The sequence below is a fragment of the Trinickia sp. Y13 genome (assembly GCF_029522115.1).
Lineage (GTDB): Bacteria > Pseudomonadota > Gammaproteobacteria > Burkholderiales > Burkholderiaceae > Trinickia.
Genome location: NZ_JAKWFK010000003.1, coordinates 284,292 through 300,445 on the forward strand (window position 1 = coordinate 284,292; position 16,154 = coordinate 300,445).

At 64.8% G+C, this 16,154-nt stretch carries 14 protein-coding genes; 3 read left to right on the top strand and 11 right to left on the bottom strand.

What is annotated here, in order from left to right; translation table 11 throughout:
- Position 1: 1 nt before the first annotated feature.
- Both thiD and lplT read right to left on the bottom strand, forming a co-directional pair.
- Positions 2 to 811, bottom strand: a complete 810-nt coding sequence (thiD, locus tag MMB74_RS07515) for a bifunctional hydroxymethylpyrimidine kinase/phosphomethylpyrimidine kinase (protein WP_277427975.1) — start codon at positions 809 to 811, stop codon at positions 2 to 4.
- A 28-nt stretch (positions 812 to 839) separates the two neighbouring features.
- Positions 840 to 2,147, bottom strand: a complete 1,308-nt coding sequence (gene lplT, locus MMB74_RS07520; protein ID WP_277427976.1) for a lysophospholipid transporter LplT — start codon at positions 2,145 to 2,147, stop codon at positions 840 to 842.
- A gap of 215 nt (positions 2,148 to 2,362) precedes the next feature.
- Here lplT and alr point away from each other — a divergent pair, with 215 nt between their 5' ends.
- Together alr and radA are read left to right on the top strand one after the other, a co-directional pair.
- Positions 2,363 to 3,433, top strand: a complete 1,071-nt coding sequence (gene alr / locus MMB74_RS07525) for an alanine racemase (RefSeq protein ID WP_277427977.1) — start codon at positions 2,363 to 2,365, stop codon at positions 3,431 to 3,433.
- 103 nt (positions 3,434 to 3,536) lie between these two features.
- Positions 3,537 to 4,913 (top strand): DNA repair protein RadA, encoded by a 1,377-nt coding sequence (gene radA, locus MMB74_RS07530; RefSeq protein WP_277427978.1) that lies wholly within the window; start codon positions 3,537 to 3,539, stop codon positions 4,911 to 4,913.
- Here radA and MMB74_RS07535 read toward each other — a convergent pair.
- Together MMB74_RS07535 and MMB74_RS07540 are read right to left on the bottom strand one after the other, a co-directional pair.
- On the bottom strand, positions 4,897 to 5,952 hold the full coding sequence (locus MMB74_RS07535; protein ID WP_277428193.1) for a CaiB/BaiF CoA-transferase family protein: 1,056 nt from the start codon (positions 5,950 to 5,952) through the stop codon (positions 4,897 to 4,899). The genes radA and MMB74_RS07535 overlap by 17 nt on opposite strands.
- A gap of 82 nt (positions 5,953 to 6,034) precedes the next feature.
- A complete protein-coding gene (locus MMB74_RS07540; RefSeq protein ID WP_277427979.1) occupies positions 6,035 to 7,996 on the bottom strand; it encodes an ATP-binding cassette domain-containing protein in 1,962 nt (653 codons plus the stop codon).
- A gap of 137 nt (positions 7,997 to 8,133) precedes the next feature.
- Between MMB74_RS07540 and MMB74_RS07545 the strand changes: the two genes are divergently transcribed.
- Positions 8,134 to 8,613: a glutathione peroxidase gene (locus MMB74_RS07545; protein ID WP_277427980.1), complete on the top strand. Its 480-nt coding sequence runs from the start codon at positions 8,134 to 8,136 to the stop codon at positions 8,611 to 8,613.
- Positions 8,614 to 8,647: 34 nt separating this feature from the next.
- Here MMB74_RS07545 and cls read toward each other — a convergent pair whose 3' ends face one another.
- From cls to dapC, 7 genes are all read right to left on the bottom strand, one after another.
- Positions 8,648 to 10,099: a cardiolipin synthase gene (gene cls, locus MMB74_RS07550; protein WP_277427981.1), complete on the bottom strand. Its 1,452-nt coding sequence runs from the start codon at positions 10,097 to 10,099 to the stop codon at positions 8,648 to 8,650.
- 188 nt (positions 10,100 to 10,287) lie between these two features.
- Entirely contained in the window at positions 10,288 to 11,037 is a 750-nt protein-coding gene (locus tag MMB74_RS07555; RefSeq protein ID WP_277427982.1) for a lysoplasmalogenase, read from the bottom strand.
- Between the two features lie 69 nt (positions 11,038 to 11,106).
- Positions 11,107 to 11,994 (bottom strand): 50S ribosomal protein L3 N(5)-glutamine methyltransferase, encoded by an 888-nt coding sequence (gene prmB, locus MMB74_RS07560; protein ID WP_277427983.1) that lies wholly within the window; start codon positions 11,992 to 11,994, stop codon positions 11,107 to 11,109.
- A gap of 61 nt (positions 11,995 to 12,055) precedes the next feature.
- Positions 12,056 to 13,195, bottom strand: coding sequence for a succinyl-diaminopimelate desuccinylase (gene dapE, locus MMB74_RS07565; protein ID WP_277427984.1), 1,140 nt, complete (start codon positions 13,193 to 13,195; stop codon positions 12,056 to 12,058).
- A 141-nt stretch (positions 13,196 to 13,336) separates the two neighbouring features.
- On the bottom strand, positions 13,337 to 13,699 hold the full coding sequence (locus MMB74_RS07570; protein ID WP_277427985.1) for an ArsC family reductase: 363 nt from the start codon (positions 13,697 to 13,699) through the stop codon (positions 13,337 to 13,339).
- On the bottom strand, positions 13,699 to 14,526 hold the full coding sequence (gene dapD / locus MMB74_RS07575) for a 2,3,4,5-tetrahydropyridine-2,6-dicarboxylate N-succinyltransferase (RefSeq protein ID WP_277427986.1): 828 nt from the start codon (positions 14,524 to 14,526) through the stop codon (positions 13,699 to 13,701). The genes MMB74_RS07570 and dapD overlap by 1 nt, the downstream gene beginning before the upstream one ends.
- 182 nt (positions 14,527 to 14,708) lie before the next feature.
- Positions 14,709 to 15,914 carry a succinyldiaminopimelate transaminase gene (dapC, locus tag MMB74_RS07580; RefSeq protein ID WP_277427987.1) on the bottom strand — a complete coding sequence of 402 codons (1,206 nt, stop codon included), beginning with the start codon at positions 15,912 to 15,914 and terminating at the stop codon, positions 14,709 to 14,711.
- Between the last annotated feature and the right edge of the window lie 240 nt (positions 15,915 to 16,154).

Here is a 16,154-nt window from a genome sequence, read left to right on the forward strand (position 1 = left end):
GCTACCAGAATCGATGAAAATGATGCAGCGGCCCGATACCGCTGCCGACGTCGAGGCGTCCGCTTTCGCGCAATGCCTGGGCGAGATAGGCCTTCGCGTCGGAGATGGCGCTGAGCCAATCGGGGCGCTGCGCGCTCAGCGCGGCAATGGCCGCCGATAGCGTGCAGCCAGTGCCATGTGTATGTTTGACGGCGATGCGCTCGCCGCCTAGCCTGTGAGCGCCGCGCTCGTCGACGAGCCAATCGGGGCTTTGCGATCCGCCCAAATGCCCGCCTTTCATCAGCACGGCCTTCGCCCCCATGGCGCGCAGCGTTTCGCCATGCCGTTGCATCGTGGCTTCGTCGCCAGCCCGCTCGGGCGCGCCGATGAGCGCGGCCGCCTCGTCGAGATTGGGCGTCACGAGATCGGCCAACGGCAGCAGTTCTTCGCGCAGCGCGGTGACGGCGTCTGCCGCGAGCAGGGCGTGCCCGTTCTTCGACAGCATGACGGTGTCGAGCACCACGCGCTGCGGACGGTAGCGGCGCAGGGCCTCGGCTACCGCGCGCACGATGCCGGCGTTCGCGAGCATCCCGATTTTTACGGCGTCGATGCGGATGTCGTCGAAGACGGCGTCGAGCTGGGCGGCGACGAAGCCGGGCTCGGGTACATGAACGCTGCGCACCCCATGAGTGTTCTGTGCCGTCAATGCGGTGATCACGCTCGCTCCGTACACGCCGAGCGCCGAAAACGTCTTCAAGTCGGCTTGAATTCCGGCCCCGCCGCCGGAATCGGAGCCGGCGATCGTTAGTGCATTGGCAATGGTGCGAGTCATGGCAGGCGGCTGGAACGCGGCTGTGACCTCAATGCTTGACCTCGCCGATCAGGGCGACCGAATCGAACGCGCGCTGATTGGCTTGATGGCGGCGCATGACGAGCCACATCATGAGGCACACGAATGTGCCGAATAGAACGATGACGATCGATACCGGCACGTCCAGCCATACCAGGACGGCGTACAGGCACAGCATGATGAGCACGGAGAGGTTTTCGTTGAAGTTCTGCACGGCGATCGAATGGCCGGCGGAGAGCAGTACGTGCCCCCGGTGCTGCAGCAGCGCGTTCATCGGCACGACGAAATAACCGGAGAGCGCGCCGACGATCATCAGAAACAAATAGGCGATGATGAGATAGCCCGGCACGTGCAGGCGCCCGAAGTAAAAGCCCCAGTTGGCGGGCACGAGATGCCGCGTGTAGAAGGCCATCAGCATGACGGCGATGCCCATCATGATGCCGACTGGCAGCACCGTGAGCGACTTCTTCAGCGGCACGCGCGCGGCCGCGAACATCGCGCCGCCGGCTACCCCGACAGCCACGATCGCTTGCAAGATCGCGCCCTCGGACAACGACATGCCGAGCGACACCTCGGCCCATTTCAAGACGATGAACTGCAGCGTCGCGCCCGCGCCCCAGAACAGCGTGGTGACGGCAAGCGAGATCTGGCCGAGCTTGTCGCGCCAGAGCGTCAGGAAGCAATCGGCGAAATCGGTGATGAGCCTGATCGGGCCATGCTGTTGCCTCGGGTACCGCGCGCCGGTATCGGGAATACGCAAATTGAATAGCGCTGCGGCGACATAGATTCCCATGATGACGACCATCGCGGCTTCGGCCGGCGTGGCGACGAAGGGCATGCGGTGCTTGAGCACGTGCGCGGCGATGTGCGGGCTGATCAGCGCGCCGCCCAGCACCGTGCCGAGAATGATCGAGGCGACCGTCGTGCCTTCGATCCAGCCGTTGGCCGCGACCAAGCGTTCGGGCGGCAACAGCTCGGTCAAGATGCCGTACTTGGCCGGCGAGTAGGCCGCCGCCCCGAAGCCGACGATGCCGTACGCAGCCAGCGGATGCGCGCCGACGAGCATGACGATGCAGCCGAGGATCTTGATCGTGTTGGTTGCGAACATGACTCGTCCCTTGGGGCGCGAATCGGCGAAAGCGCCGACGAACGCGGCGAGCACCACGTATGACAGGACGAAGAACAGCTTGAGTAGCGGCGTCATCCAGTTCGGGGCATGGAGGTCTTTCAGCAGTGCAATGGCGGCGATCAGAAGGGCGCTATCGGCCAGCGACGAGAAAAACTGCGCGGCCATGATGGAGTAAAAACCTTTTTTCATCTGATGCGGTGCGGTCCTTTGCGGCGCGTCCTCCCCGGGCGCGTTTGACGCGTTAGGACTTAGGCCGTTCGAAATGGGTTGTGCGCACGGCTTTATATCACGAAAATAGGTGGCTTCGGACTGCCGGCGCGCCGCCCGAACGGCGCACCGTCCATTGTGCACCGCAAAACGCGCCCTCCCGTCACGATTTGCCTCGTGCTTCATACGAAAACACCATGCCGCGCCCGCTTCTCGCTACCATTCATACCGCAGCCCTAGCCAACAATCTCGCTTGCGCCCGCCGCCACGCGCCCAATTCGAAAGTATGGGCTGTCGTCAAAGCCAATGCATACGGCCATGGCCTCGCCCGCGCATTTCCGGGATTGCGTGCAACCGACGGGTTCGGTTTGCTAGACCTCGAAGAGGCCGTCAAGTTGCGTGAATTGGGATGGGCCGGTCCCATTCTTCTGCTCGAAGGTTTTTTCCGGCCGACCGACATCGACGTCATCGACCGCTACAGCCTGACCACCACCGTGCACAGCGACGAGCAGTTGCGCATGCTGGAAATGGCGCGGCTGTCCAAGCCCGTCAATATTCAGCTGAAGATGAACAGCGGCATGAACCGGCTCGGCTATACGCCTGAGAAGTTCCGCGCGGCGTGGGAACGGGCGCGCGCGTGCCCGGGAATCGGGCAAATCGTGCTCATGACCCATTTTTCCGATGCCGATGGGGAACGCGGAATCGAGCACCAGCTCGCTGCGTTCGAGCGCGGCGCCGAGGGCATCGCGGGGGCGCGCAGCCTGTCCAATTCGGCCGCGACACTGTGGCACCCAGGTGCGCATTTCGATTGGGTGCGGCCCGGGATCATCCTTTATGGCGCTTCGCCCTCCGGCGTGACGGCCGCCATCGACGGCGTGGGACTGCAGCCTGCGATGACGCTCGCGTCGGAACTCATCGCCGTGCAATCGCTGGCAACGGGCCAGACTGTCGGCTACGGCTCGGCGTTTAAGGCGCCCGCGCCGATGCGCATCGGCGTCGTCGCTTGCGGCTATGCCGACGGCTACCTGCGATGCGCGCCCGAGGGCACGCCGATCGTCGTCGACGGCGTGCGCACGCGGCTCGTAGGGCGCGTATCGATGGATATGCTCACGGTCGATCTGACCCCGTGCCCGACGGCGAACGTCGGCTCGCGCGTCGAACTGTGGGGCGCGCAGTTGCCCATCGACGACGTCGCGCGAGCTTGCGGCACGATCGGCTACGAGCTCATGTGCGCCGTCGCACAGCGCGTGCCCGTTTTGGCCGAGTAGTTGACCGAAGGATTGGCTGAGAAGTTGGCCGAGTAGCGGGGCGCGTTCGTCCGCTTCCTCTCTGGTTTCGGATTACAAAAGCAAGAACGGCGAAGGACCGCGCGTGGCGAAACAAAAAACGATTTACACCTGTACCGAGTGCGGCGGTCAAACGCCGAAGTGGCAAGGCCAGTGTCCCTCGTGCAGCGCTTGGAACACCCTGGTCGAAGCGGTTGCGCCGAGCGTTGGCGCCCATCGATTCCAATCGCTTGCGAAAAGCGCCCCCGTGCAGCGGCTCGCCGATATCGAGGCGGCAGACGTGCCGCGTTTTTCGACAGGCATCGGCGAATTCGATCGCGTATTGGGCGGCGGCTTCGTTGCGGGTGGCGTGGTGCTGATCGGCGGCGATCCGGGCATCGGCAAATCGACGCTTCTGCTGCAGTCGCTCGCCTCGCTTGCCGACGAGCGCAGCGCCCTTTACATCAGCGGTGAGGAGTCGGCCGCCCAGATCGGCTTGCGCGCGCAGCGCCTCGCGTTGCTCGAGCCCGGCTCGCGCGCGACGGACTTGAAGCTGCTCGCCGAAATACAACTCGAAAAAATTCAAGCCGCGATCGAAGCGGAGCGGCCCGACGTCGCGGTGGTCGATTCGATCCAAACGATCTACTCCGATGCGCTCACGTCCGCGCCGGGCTCGGTGGCGCAGGTGCGCGAATGCGCCGCGCAACTGACGCGCATCGCCAAGCAATCGGGCACGACCGTGGTCATGGTCGGGCATGTGACGAAAGAGGGCAGTCTCGCGGGCCCGCGAGTGCTCGAGCATATCGTCGATACGGTGTTGTATTTCGAAGGCGATACGCATTCGTCTTTCCGGCTTGTGCGCGCGTTCAAGAACCGCTTCGGCGCGGTCAACGAATTGGGCGTGTTCGCCATGACCGAGCGCGGGCTGCGCGGCGTTGCCAATCCGTCGGCGTTGTTCTTGTCGCAGCACGAGCAGATCGTCCCGGGCTCGTGCGTGCTCGTCACGCAGGAAGGCTCGCGTCCGTTGCTCGTGGAGATTCAAGCGCTCGTCGATACCGCGCACGTGCCGAATCCGCGCCGGCTCGCCGTCGGGCTCGAACAGAACCGGCTCGCAATGTTGCTCGCCGTATTGCATCGGCATGCGGGCATTGCCTGCTTCGATCAGGACGTGTTCCTCAATGCGGTTGGCGGCGTGAAGATCGCCGAGCCCGCGGCCGATCTCGCCGTGTTGCTCGCGATTCATTCGTCGATGCGCAATAAGCCGTTGCCCAAGGGACTGATCGTGTTCGGGGAAGTCGGTTTGGCCGGCGAAATCCGGCCGTCGCCGCGCGGACAGGAGCGTTTGAAGGAAGCGGCCAAGCTCGGCTTCACGGCAGCGTTGATTCCGAAGGCCAACGCGCCGAAGCAGCCCATCGACGGGTTGCAGGTGCTTGCGGTCGAACGCATCGAGCAGGCGATCGACCGAGTCAAGGAGCTCGAGTAGGCGCTTGCGGTTGGAACAGCAGGTGATCGCGCGCCTCCTCGACGGTGAGCACGGGCGAGACACAGCAGTCGCGCGGCTCGAGCAGTTCCACCCAGGTGGCGAGCCGATGCGTCGCGATGTGCTCGGCCAGTTCTCGGGTCAAGGCGATTGCGTCTGGGCCGCCGATGACCTGACCCAGGCTCCAGTGGCGAGCGGCCCAATCGGGGCGGCCCAGCGCGCGGCAGAACCGCTCCCAAAACTTCAACTCCAGCGCCCCGACCGCAAGCCAGCGCCCATCGGCCGTCCGGTAGACGTTGTAACAGGGCACGCCCCCGTTCAGGAGGCCATGCCCGGTCCTTAGCGCATCGGCGGCCCCGGGCACCGAGCCTTCGGCGTTTTCGAGCGTCGCCTGCGCGACGATATTGTGAGCGTGGATCGAATGCGTCATCGAGACATCGAGGAACGCGCCATCGCCACCTTGCGAGACGTGCCAAAGCGCCGCGAGAATGCGTGTCACTGCCGGCAGTGCACCGCCCAGCAAATCGGCGATCTGGATGTTCGCGATGACGGGGGCGCCGTCCGGTGTGGCGATCTGGTCGAGCACGCCCGCGTACGCGAGGTAGTTGATGTCGTGGCCGGGCCGTTGCGAGAAGGGGCCTTGCGCGCCGTAGCCCGTGATCGCGCAATAGACGAGCTTGGGGTTGATCTTGGCTAGATTCGCATAGTCGAGCCCGAGCCGCTCCATCACGCTGGGCCGAAAGCTTTCCACGAGCACGTGAGCCTCGCGCACGAGCGCGCGCAGGACCGTGCGGCCCGTCTCGGTCTTCAAGTCGAGCCGCGTCTCGCGCTTGCCGCGATTGACATGGCGGTAGAAGGCGCTTGGCATCCCCTTGGCGCGATCGGCCGGGGCTTGCATCATCGCGCGCGCCGGGTCGCCGCCGCCTGGCTCTTCGATCTTCAGCACATCGGCGCCCAGTTCCGCAAGCCGCAACGTCGCGAGCGGACCGGGCAGCAAACGCGTGAGATCGAGCACGCGCAGGCCGCGCAGCGGAGCATCCATCGTCAACGTGCACCTCCCTTGCGATCGTGGCCGGTCAGCCGTACGCCCGCAAGCGTTGCGGGCATCGCTTCCGTGAGTGCGGCTAGCCGATTTGCTCGAGTTCTTCCTGTGCCTCGAGCCATTGCGCTTCGAGCGCTTCCAGGCGCGCGGCGACTTCGGCCTGGCGCTTGAGCGCGTCGGTCAATTTGGCTTTCATCGCCGGCTCGTAGCTCGCAGTATCGGCGACAAACGCGTCGAGCGCCGCCTTTTCGCCGTTGAGCGCGTCCATCTCCTTCTCCAGCTTGGTAATGCGCGTCTGCAGCGGCTTCTTCAAGTGCGACAGCTTTTGACGGGCCTGCGCTTCCTGACGGCGTTGGTCTTTCCGGTTGCCGCTGGCTTGGGCTTCTCCGTCGCGGGCGTTCTCGCTCGTCGCGGCTGCGCCCGCTTGGTTCGCCGCTTTGGCCGCGGCGCGCGTTTGCGCGGCATGTTGGAGCAGCCAGTCGCGATACTCGTCGAGATCGCCGTCGAACGGTTCCAACCGATGCTTGGCCACGAGCATGAATTGATCGGTGCTTGCGCGCAGCAAATGCCGATCGTGCGAGACGAGGATCAGCGTGCCCTCGAATTGCGCGAGCGCCATGGTCAATGCGTGGCGGGTTTCCAGATCGAGGTGGTTCGTCGGCTCGTCGAGTAGCAGGAGGTTGGGCTTTTGCCAGATGATCAACGCGAGCGCGAGGCGCGCTTTCTCTCCTCCGGAGAACGGGCCGATCGGCGAACTCGCCATGTCGCCCGAAAAATTGAAGCCGCCGAGGAAGTCGCGTAGTTCCTGCTCGCGCGTGTCGGGTGCTAGGCGCGCCAAATGCGCGAGCGGCGAATCGTCGGGACGCAACGTTTCCAATTGATGCTGCGCAAAATAGCCGATGACGAGGCCGCGACCCGCACGCATCGTGCCCGCGAGCGGCTCGAGCGTGCCGGCGAGCGTTTTGACGAGCGTCGACTTACCCTGACCGTTCGCGCCGAGCAGGCCGATACGCTGGCCGTTCTGCACGGAAAGCGTCACCCCCTCGAGAATGGGGATTTCGATGCCCTCGCCGGTACGGTAACCGCAGCGCACGTCTTCCATGACGAGCATCGGATTAGGCGCGGCATCGGGCGTGCGAAATTCGAAAGTGAAGGGCGAGGCCGCGTGCGCAGGGGCGATCCGCTCCATTTTCTCGAGCGCCTTCATGCGGCTTTGCGCTTGCCGTGCTTTGGTTGCCTTTGCCTTGAAGCGGTCGATGAAGCTTTGCAGATGCGCGATCGTCTTTTGCTGCTTCTCGAACGCGTTTTGCTGCAAGGCGAGCTGCTGCGCACGCAGAATCTCGAACTGCGAGTAGTTGCCGCCGTAGCGCTTCACCTGCCGGTTCTCGACGTGCAGGGTCACGTTGCAGACCGAATCGAGAAATTCGCGATCGTGCGAAATGACGATGAGCGTGCCGGCGTAGCGGCCCAGCCAATCTTCGAGCCAGACGATGGCGTCGAGGTCCAGGTGGTTGGTCGGCTCGTCGAGCAGCAGTAAGTCGGAGCGGCACATCAACGCTTGCGCCAAATTGAGCCGCATACGCCAGCCGCCCGAGAACGCCGCGACGCGCTCGCGCGTTTGCGCCAGCGTGAAGCCCAGGCCGAGCAGCAGCGCCTCGGCGCGGGCCGGCGCCGTGTAGCCGTCGGCATCGGCGAATGCGGCGTGAGCATGCGCGAGCGCTTCGCCATCGTGGGCGGCTTCGGCGCGTGCAATGTGGTCCTCGATTTCACGCAGGGCGGCGTCCCCGTCGAGCGTGTACTCGAGCGCCGTCTGTTCGACGGCGGGCGTCTCCTGCGCGACGTGCGCGATGCGCCAGGACGGGGGCAGGAAGACCTCGCCCCCGTCGGCGTGCAGTTCGCCGCGCAGCACTGAGAACAGCGTGGATTTGCCCGCGCCGTTCGCGCCGACGAGGCCGGCTTTCTCACCGGGGTTCAACGTGAACGAAGCGGCATCGAAAAGCGGCTTGACGCCGCGGGCGAGACTGAATTGACTGAAACGGATCACGACAGGGCCGGCTGCTCGAAAAGCGCTATTTTAGACGGTGTGCGGACGGCGGCGTGCACGACACGCGCCGGCACGCCGATTTTGTATTCCGTAGGGTCTTTCGCATAGACTTGCGCTTTTCCTATCGAGGCGCTCCGATGAGCACGCTCTATACGTTTTCCGCTCGCACGCTCGGCGGCGAGTCCGAGGGTCTTGATCGTTACCGCGATAAGGTGCTGCTCATCGTCAATACGGCGAGCGAGTGCGGATTCACGCCGCAGTACGCCGGCTTGCAGCAACTGCACGACCGGTTCGCCGCGCGCGGCTTCGAGGTGCTCGGTTTTCCGTGCAACCAGTTCGGCAAGCAGGAGCCGGGCGACGCCGCGCAGATCGGCAGCTTTTGCGAGAAGAACTTCGGCGTGACGTTTCCGATGTTCGAAAAGATCGACGTGAAAGGTCCCGCGGCGCATCCGCTGTATCGCTATTTGACGAATGAAGCGCCGGGGTTGTTCGGCACCAAGGCGATCAAGTGGAACTTCACGAAGTTTCTCGTCGATCGCCGTGGGCAAGTCGTCAAGCGATATGCGCCCAAGACGACGCCGGAGGCGATCGCGGCGGATATCGAGGCGTTGTTGTAGCGTCCGGAGAAGGGGAAGCCCGCCCGCCCTTGCGTTACAGGATCGGCGAGAACAAGCGAGCCACGTGCATGATGATTTGCCGCAGCGCCGACGCGTTGCGGTACTCGCCGCGCTCGACCTCCCAAGCTTGTTCGAAGTCCCGCTGCAACATCGCTTCCACTTCCGATGCGAAGCCACGGTCGATCGTCAGCACCATGATCTCGAAGTTCAGCCGGAACGAGCGATTGTCGAGATTGGCGCTGCCGATGGCCGCGGCGACGTCGTCGATTAGCACCACCTTCTGATGCAAGAACCCGGGCCGGTAGCGGAAAATGCGCACGCCCGCGCGAATCAGGTCGTAGGCGTAGAGCTTCGACGCTTCGAACACCACATAGTGATCGCGCCGGCTCGGGATCAGGATGCGCACGTCCACGCCGCGCATGACTGCCAGGCGCAGCGCCGAGAATACGGCCTCGTCTGGCACGAGATAGGGACTCGTGATCCAAATCCGCGTTTGCGCCGCATTGATCGCTTCGACGAAGAACAGCGAGCCGGTTTCATCTTTGTCCGCGGGCCCCGGTGCGACGACGAGGCAGTGCATATCGGCGTCGCCCGCGTTTTCGGGCTGCTCCGCTTGCGATGGCTCGAGCCGAGGCAGGCGTTGCGTCGCCCAATGCCAATCTTCGACGAAAACGAACTGCACGCTGGCGACGATGGGGCCGCGCAGTTCGATATGCGTGTCGCGCCAGGGCGATAAGCGCGGATTGCCGCCGAGGTATTCCACGCCGACGTTGTGGCCGCCGACGAACGCACACTCTCCGTCGACGACGACGATTTTCCGATGATTGCGAAAATTGAGCTGAAAGCGGTTGACGAAGCGATGGTTCGTCGCAAACGGGTGCATCTCGACGCCGCCCGCGATCAGTGCCGCCACGTACCGCTGCGGCAGATCGAAGCTGCCGATGCTGTCGTACAGGAAGCAAACGCGCACGCCTTGCGCCGCTTTGGTCAAAAGCAACGCCTTGAGCATTTCGCCGAGCGCGTCGTCGCGCACGATGAAGAACTGAATTAGGACGTAATGGCGCGCGCGCTCGATCGCATCGAGGATCGCGGCGAACGTGGCATCGCCGTTCACCAGCGTGCGTACGGCGTTGCCCCCGAGAAACGGCATGCCGGACAGCCGGGTCAGCGCGCGCACGACGTGATGACCGAGGGCTTCGGCCGGGCGCCCCGCGGACGACGCGCGCGTATCCCAAGCGCTCGGATGCGCGCGCGTGCGCAGCAGTTCGCTTTCGATGCGGCGCTTATCGACGTAGCCCGAAAACTTGCTGCGCCCGAGGAACAGGTAAGGAATCAACGTGACGTAAGGCACGGCGACGAGCGAAACCGCCCACGCGATCGCCCCTTGCGAGGTGCGCGTGTTGAGGATGGCGTGACCTGCCGCGAGCACGCCCAGCAAGTGAGCAGCGAATATCAGACTGCCAAGAGAGAGCCAATCGAAATGCATAGGTGGCGCGAGGCGTTGTGCAAATGCGTGGCTCACAGGGGGAGCGCGATGCCATGAATCTTACAGAAGCTGTGGCATCGGCGGGGCGCATCGTTGCGGGAACATCGGCCGGCGGACGGCGGCCCTCGACGCCAGCGGTCGAACATCGTGACCGAGGCGCGCGCCGCCGTTCGAGCGCTGGCGTAGCGCTAGCGGACCGTGTGTTTTCCGGGCGGTTTTCCATAGAGTAGGAAACCGGCGGCAATGGCCACTTGAGCGATTGCGTACGTGAACCAAATGGCGTAGGCGCTTGCCGAGAAACCGGCAATGAAACGGTCGATGCCGATCATGGCGTCGGATGCGACGAATGCCAGGCCCCCCAGCGGGAGCATCGGGCTGCGTCGTGCTGCCAGCAGCGTCAAGCTGGCCATGGCGCACAAGGCGATCATGTAGACGGCGACAGGCACGCTCAATGGCCCGAGATTCGGCAGGAGCGCCGCGTACATCGCGATGGCCGCGGCTGCGAGAACAGGCAGCACGGCCCGAGCCCCCACCGGCGATTCGCGCCAGCTGGCGCGCAGGCCCCGTGGGACGAGCAGCGCGCAATAGGCGAGGTGCGCCACGAGGAACGCGCCGAGACCTCCGACGAACGAGAACGAGAGCTGCGGCAGGGCGAGCAGTGCATCGCCGACCGCGGACGCGGCGAGCGCCGCCATGAGCATTAGACGTTCGCGCATCGGTTCGTGGCGCGCGGCGGCCAGGAACAATAACGCACACATCAGCACTTTCGCCGCGGCTTGGTCGGGATAGGGCGCATCGCGCAGCGATACGCCGTAGGCGAGCCCCGCACCGGCGGCGATCAGCAATAAGCGCTGCGCTTGCGAACTCGCGGTTTCCGTCTGACTGGCGTGCCCGCCATCGTCGTTCTCGGGTGTCGGCGTGGGGCGATGAGCGGCCATAGGGCGGGCATGCCGTTGCTGAGTCGGACCTAGGGCGTCTGGCGCAGCGGGGCGCCAGAGCGTCGAAGATTACGCCGCCGGCAGATCGCCGGCCTGAATCAAGAAGACGCTATCGTCGCCGCCGCTCGTCGAGAGCCAGACGAGATCGAGCCCGCCGAATGCCGCTTCCACGTGCGCGCGCTCGTTGCCGATTTCGACGACGAGCACACCCTCGTCGGTTAGCCACTCGCGCGCCTGGCCGATGATGCGACGCACGACGTCCATGCCGTCGGGGCCGCCGGCGAGCGCGAGCTGCGGCTCGTGCCGGTATTCGGCGGGCAGTTCCGCCATCGAATCGCTGTTGACGTACGGCGGATTGGCGATGATCACATCGTAGCGGCGCTGGGGTAGCGGTGTGAACAGATCGCCTTCGAACAGCGCGATACGATCGTCGAGCGCGTAGTCGGCCACGTTGATGCGGGCCACTTCGAGCGCATCGGCCGAGATGTCGACCGCGTCGACATCGGCGTTCGGAAACGCGTGCGCCGCCAGAATGGCCAGGCAACCGGACCCGGTGCACAGTTCGAGCACGGCGCCGACTTCATCGGGATCGGCGACATAAGGCTGCAAGCCGTCTTCGAGCAGCTCGCCGATGAACGAGCGCGGCACGATCACGCGTTCGTCGACGTAAAAGCGCCGCCCATGCATCCAGGCTTCCTGCGTGATATAGGCGGCGGGCACGCGCTCGCCCGCGCGGCGCTCGATGACTTTCATCACGGCCTCGATCTCGCTGCCGAGCAAGCGCGCATCGAGAAACGGATCGAGCGTATCGAGCGGCAAGTGAAGCGTATGCAGAATCAGGTAGGCGGCTTCATCGTAGGCGTTCGCGCTGCCGTGCCCGAATGCGAGATGCGCCTGCGTGAAGCGGGACACCGCATAGCGCAGCAAGTCGCGAACGGTAAGAAACGGCGTAGTCATTGCGGCATCTCCTTGGGCAATGCACGGTAAGGCGAAGTGATTCGGGACTTTGGGAAGCGCATCAAGCGATCAGCGTTTCCAGCACGCGGAGGTAGATATTCTTTAGCGGTTCGACGAAGGCGAGCTCGATATGCTCGTCGATCTTGTGGATGCTGCCGTTCGGCGGGCCGAATTCGACCACTTGATTGCAGATGCGCGCGATGAAACGGCCATCGGAGGTCCCGCCCGTGGTCGAAAGCTCGGTGCTCACGCCCGTTTCGTCCTTGATCGCCTGCGCAAGCGCGTTCGACAGCTCGCCGCGCGGGGTGAGGAACGGCAACCCGCTCACGGTCCAATCGAGGTCGTATTCCAGCCCATGCTTGTCGAGAATGGCATGCACGCGCTGCTGCAGGCCCTCGACCGTGCTGGCGGTCGAAAAACGAAAATTGAACGTGAGCTCGGCGCGGCCTGGAATCACGTTGCTCGCGCCCGTGCCGCTATGCAAATTCGAGACTTGCCAGGTCGTGGGCGGGAAGTACTCGTTACCTTCGTCCCACCGCTCGGCGACGAGCTCGGTCAGGGCCGGCGCGAGCAGGTGAATCGGATTGCGGGCGAGGTGAGGGTACGCAATATGACCCTGCACGCCCTTGACGACGAGCTTGCCGGACATCGATCCGCGGCGGCCGTTCTTGACGACGTCGCCGAGCGCGTCGGTGGACGTGGGCTCGCCGACGATGCAGTAATCGAGCCGCTCGCCGCGCGCTTGCAGTGCCTCGACGACTTTGACGGTGCCGTCCGTGGCCGGGCCTTCTTCGTCGCTCGTGATCAGCAGCGCGAGCGAGCCCCGATGACGCGGATGCGCCGCGACGAATTCCTCGCTCGCCACGATGAAGCCGGCGATCGACGTTTTCATGTCGGCTGCGCCGCGCCCGTAGAGTTTGCCATCCCGGTGCGTGGGTACGAAGGGGGGCGAGCTCCATTGTTCGAGCGGCCCCGTGGGCACGACATCGGTGTGGCCCGCGAACGCAAGCAGCTTGCCGCTCGCGCCGTCCGTTCCGCGCTTGACGGCCCATAGATTGGTCACGCCATGCGATTGGATCGTCTCGCAGACGAATCCGGCGGCTTCGAGCCGCTCGATCAGGAGCTTCTGGCAGTGCTGATCGTCGGGCGTGACCGAGGCGCGAGCGATCAGTTGTTCGGTGAGGGCGAGGGTGCCGGACATGGGTTCAGAGGCCGTTGGTGCTCGATAAAAAAATGCCGGCGGACGCTGGCCGGCAGGCGATGCTCGTATTGTTTCGCGACTCGGCGCGCAGCGCCAGCTTACCGAATGGCCAACGCCAAGCGTAAGCCGAGCCGCACTGCGCTACGCGTAGCGCGCCGCGTATTCGTCGGGCGAAAAACCCACCGAAGTCACGCGGCCGTCGACCACGACGACAGGCCGTTTGACGATCGAAGGCTTTTCGACCATCAGTGCAACTGCGCCTTGCTGCGTTTCCGCCGCGGCCTTGGCCTCGTCGGGCAAGGCGCGCCAGGTCGTGCCCCGGCGGTTCAGCAGAACCTCGAGCGGCACGTCGGCGAGCCAGCCGTTGACGATGGAGGCCGTGAGCCCCGCCTTTTTGAAGTCGTGAAACTCGAAAGCGACACCGTGCGCTTGAAGCCACGTGCGCGCCTTCTTGACGGTGTCGCAATTCGGAATGCCGTAGACGACGGTGCGCTTGACGCCCATCAGTCGCCCCGCAGCAGCTCGTTCAGGCCGACTTTCGCGCGCGTTTTCGCATCGACCTTCTTGACGATGACGGCGCAGTACAGGCTGTGGGTGCCGTCCTTGGAGGGCAGATTGCCCGCGACGACGACCGAGCCCGGCGGCACGTAGCCGTACGTCACTTGACCCGTTTCGCGATCGTAGATCTTCGTGCTCTGGCCGAGGTAGACGCCCATCGAGATGACCGAATTTTCGCCGACGATCACGCCTTCCACCACCTCGGAGCGCGCGCCGATGAAGCAGTTATCTTCGATGATGACGGGGTTCGCCTGCAGCGGCTCGAGCACGCCGCCGATTCCCACGCCGCCGGACAAGTGCACGTTCTTGCCGATCTGCGCGCAGGAGCCGACCGTCGCCCAGGTGTCGACCATCGTGCCCTCGTCGACGTAGGCGCCGATGTTCGTGTACGAGGGCATCAGCACGACGTTCTTGGCGATGAACGAACCGCGGCGCGCGATGGCGGGCGGCACGACGCGAAAGCCGCCTTCGGCGAAATCTTGCGCCGTATAGTTCGCGAACTTCGAAGGCACCTTGTCGTAAAACTGCGAATAGCCGCCAGCGGGCATCGGCGTGTTGTCTTCGAGACGGAACGAGAGCAACACGGCCTTTTTCAACCATTGATTGACGACCCATTGGCCGTCGATCTTTTCGGCCACGCGCAGGCGGCCCTTGTCGAGTTGCTCGATCGCTTGCGCGACGGCCTCGCGCACTTCGGCTGGCGCTGCCTTCGGCGAGAGCTCGGCGCGGTTTTCCCAGGCGTTGTCGATGATTTGCTGAATGTGTTGCGACATGTCGGTAGTTTCGCTAAATGAAGTCGGAAGAAGACGGAGCGGTCGGTCAGTTACGGGTACTCAAACGGGTACTCAATGCGGCGCGCGGCGCAGGGCTGCGCGCCTACGAACCTGCAGCCGGCTGTGACGAGCGCACTGCGCGTCGCGCCGTGCAGCGGCAACCGCCGCTTTTTCGGCGCCGGTCAGCGCGCGAGTTTGCGGCAGAAATCGACGATGCGTTTGGCGCCGTCGACACATTCGTCGACATCGGCAACGAGCGCCAGACGCACGAAATTGCGGCCCGGGTTGACGCCGTGCGCGTCGCGCGCGAGGTACGAGCCGGGCAAGACCGTCAGATTATAGTCGGCGTACAGGCGCCGGGCGAACTCGGTGTCGCTCAACCCGGTCGGCTCGACGCTCGCCCAGAGATAGAACGCCGCATCGGGGCGGCGCACGTCGAGCACTTGCCCGAGCATGGGCGTGACGATCGAGAACTTCGCGGCGTAGAGGGCGCGGTTCTCGCGCACGTGCGCCTCGTCGCCCCAGGCGGCCACGCTAGCCGCTTGGTAGACGGGCGAGAGCGCCGCGCCGTGGTAGGTCCGATAAAGCAGAAAGCGTTTAATGAGCGCCGCGTCGCCCGCGACGAAGCCCGAGCGCATGCCCGGCACGTTCGATCGCTTTGACAAGCTGGACAGCATGACGAGCCGCTCGAAGCCGCGTCCGAGAAGGTGCGCCGCTTGCAGCGCCCCGAGCGGCGGATGGGCCTCGTCGAAGTAGATCTCGGAATAGCATTCGTCGGACGCAATCACGAATCCGTGCTGGTCCGACAGGGCGAACAACTCGCGCCAATCGTCGAGCGTGAGCACGGCCCCGGTCGGATTGCCCGGCGAGCAGACGTAGAGCAACTGGGTGCGCGCCCAGACTTCCCGCGGGACGGCTGCGTAATCGCAGGCGAAGTTGCGGGCCGGGTCGCTATTGGCGAAATAAGGCTCGGCGCCGGCGAGCAGGGCCGCGCCCTCGTAGATTTGATAGAACGGGTTCGGGCACAGCACGATCGCGCCGGGCCGCGTGCCGTCGACGACGGTTTGCGCCAGCGCGAACAAGGCTTCGCGCGAGCCCGAGACAGGCAGCACCTCGGTGGCCGGATCGAGCGCGGGCAGGCCGTAGCGGCACCTCGTCCATGCGGCGATCGCTTCGCGCAGCGCGCTCGAGCCGATCGTGGCGGGGTAGCTCGACAAGGTATCGAGCGAGGCGACGATGGCCTCGCGAACGAGCGCGGGCGTGGCGTGTTTCGGTTCGCCGATGCCGAAGCTGATATGGCGAAGATCGGCAGGCGGCGTCGCGTCCTTGAACAGCGCGCGAAGCTTTTCGAACGGGTACGGCTGGAGGCGGTCGAGTAGCGGATTCACGTCGGGCTCGGCGTGTGCGTCGAGGGACAAGCGCGGGACGCGCGCCCGCTCGTACGGGATAAGAGGAAAAGGGCGCCATTATAGCCCGGCGCTCGCCGGCGCGCGGGGCGCGCATGCGCGCCGCGGCCGCATCGGCGGCCGTGCCGCCGATAGGCGATGGTATGATTGCCACTTGCTCGCGACTCGTGCGCACGCAGCCTGCTGTGCGTGCCTTCGCGACCCAAAAGCATCGCGGCGGCG

Bases quoted from the DNA above. Each gene is read 5' to 3' on its own strand.
- thiD (WP_277427975.1), bottom strand. From the start codon at position 811: ATGACTCGCACCATTGCCAATGCACTAACGATCGCCGGCTCCGATTCC.
- dapD (WP_277427986.1), bottom strand. From the start codon at position 14,526: ATGTCGCAACACATTCAGCAAATCATCGACAACGCCTGGGAAAACCGC.
- MMB74_RS07555 (WP_277427982.1), bottom strand. From the start codon at position 11,037: ATGGCCGCTCATCGCCCCACGCCGACACCCGAGAACGACGATGGCGGG.
- MMB74_RS07570 (WP_277427985.1), bottom strand. From the start codon at position 13,699: ATGGGCGTCAAGCGCACCGTCGTCTACGGCATTCCGAATTGCGACACC.
- MMB74_RS07545 (WP_277427980.1), top strand. From the start codon at position 8,134: ATGAGCACGCTCTATACGTTTTCCGCTCGCACGCTCGGCGGCGAGTCC.
- cls (WP_277427981.1), bottom strand. From the start codon at position 10,099: ATGCATTTCGATTGGCTCTCTCTTGGCAGTCTGATATTCGCTGCTCAC.
- alr (WP_277427977.1), top strand. From the start codon at position 2,363: ATGCCGCGCCCGCTTCTCGCTACCATTCATACCGCAGCCCTAGCCAAC.
- lplT (WP_277427976.1), bottom strand. From the start codon at position 2,147: ATGAAAAAAGGTTTTTACTCCATCATGGCCGCGCAGTTTTTCTCGTCG.
- dapE (WP_277427984.1), bottom strand. From the start codon at position 13,195: ATGTCCGGCACCCTCGCCCTCACCGAACAACTGATCGCTCGCGCCTCG.
- MMB74_RS07535 (WP_277428193.1), bottom strand. From the start codon at position 5,952: ATGGATGCTCCGCTGCGCGGCCTGCGCGTGCTCGATCTCACGCGTTTG.
- prmB (WP_277427983.1), bottom strand. From the start codon at position 11,994: ATGACTACGCCGTTTCTTACCGTTCGCGACTTGCTGCGCTATGCGGTG.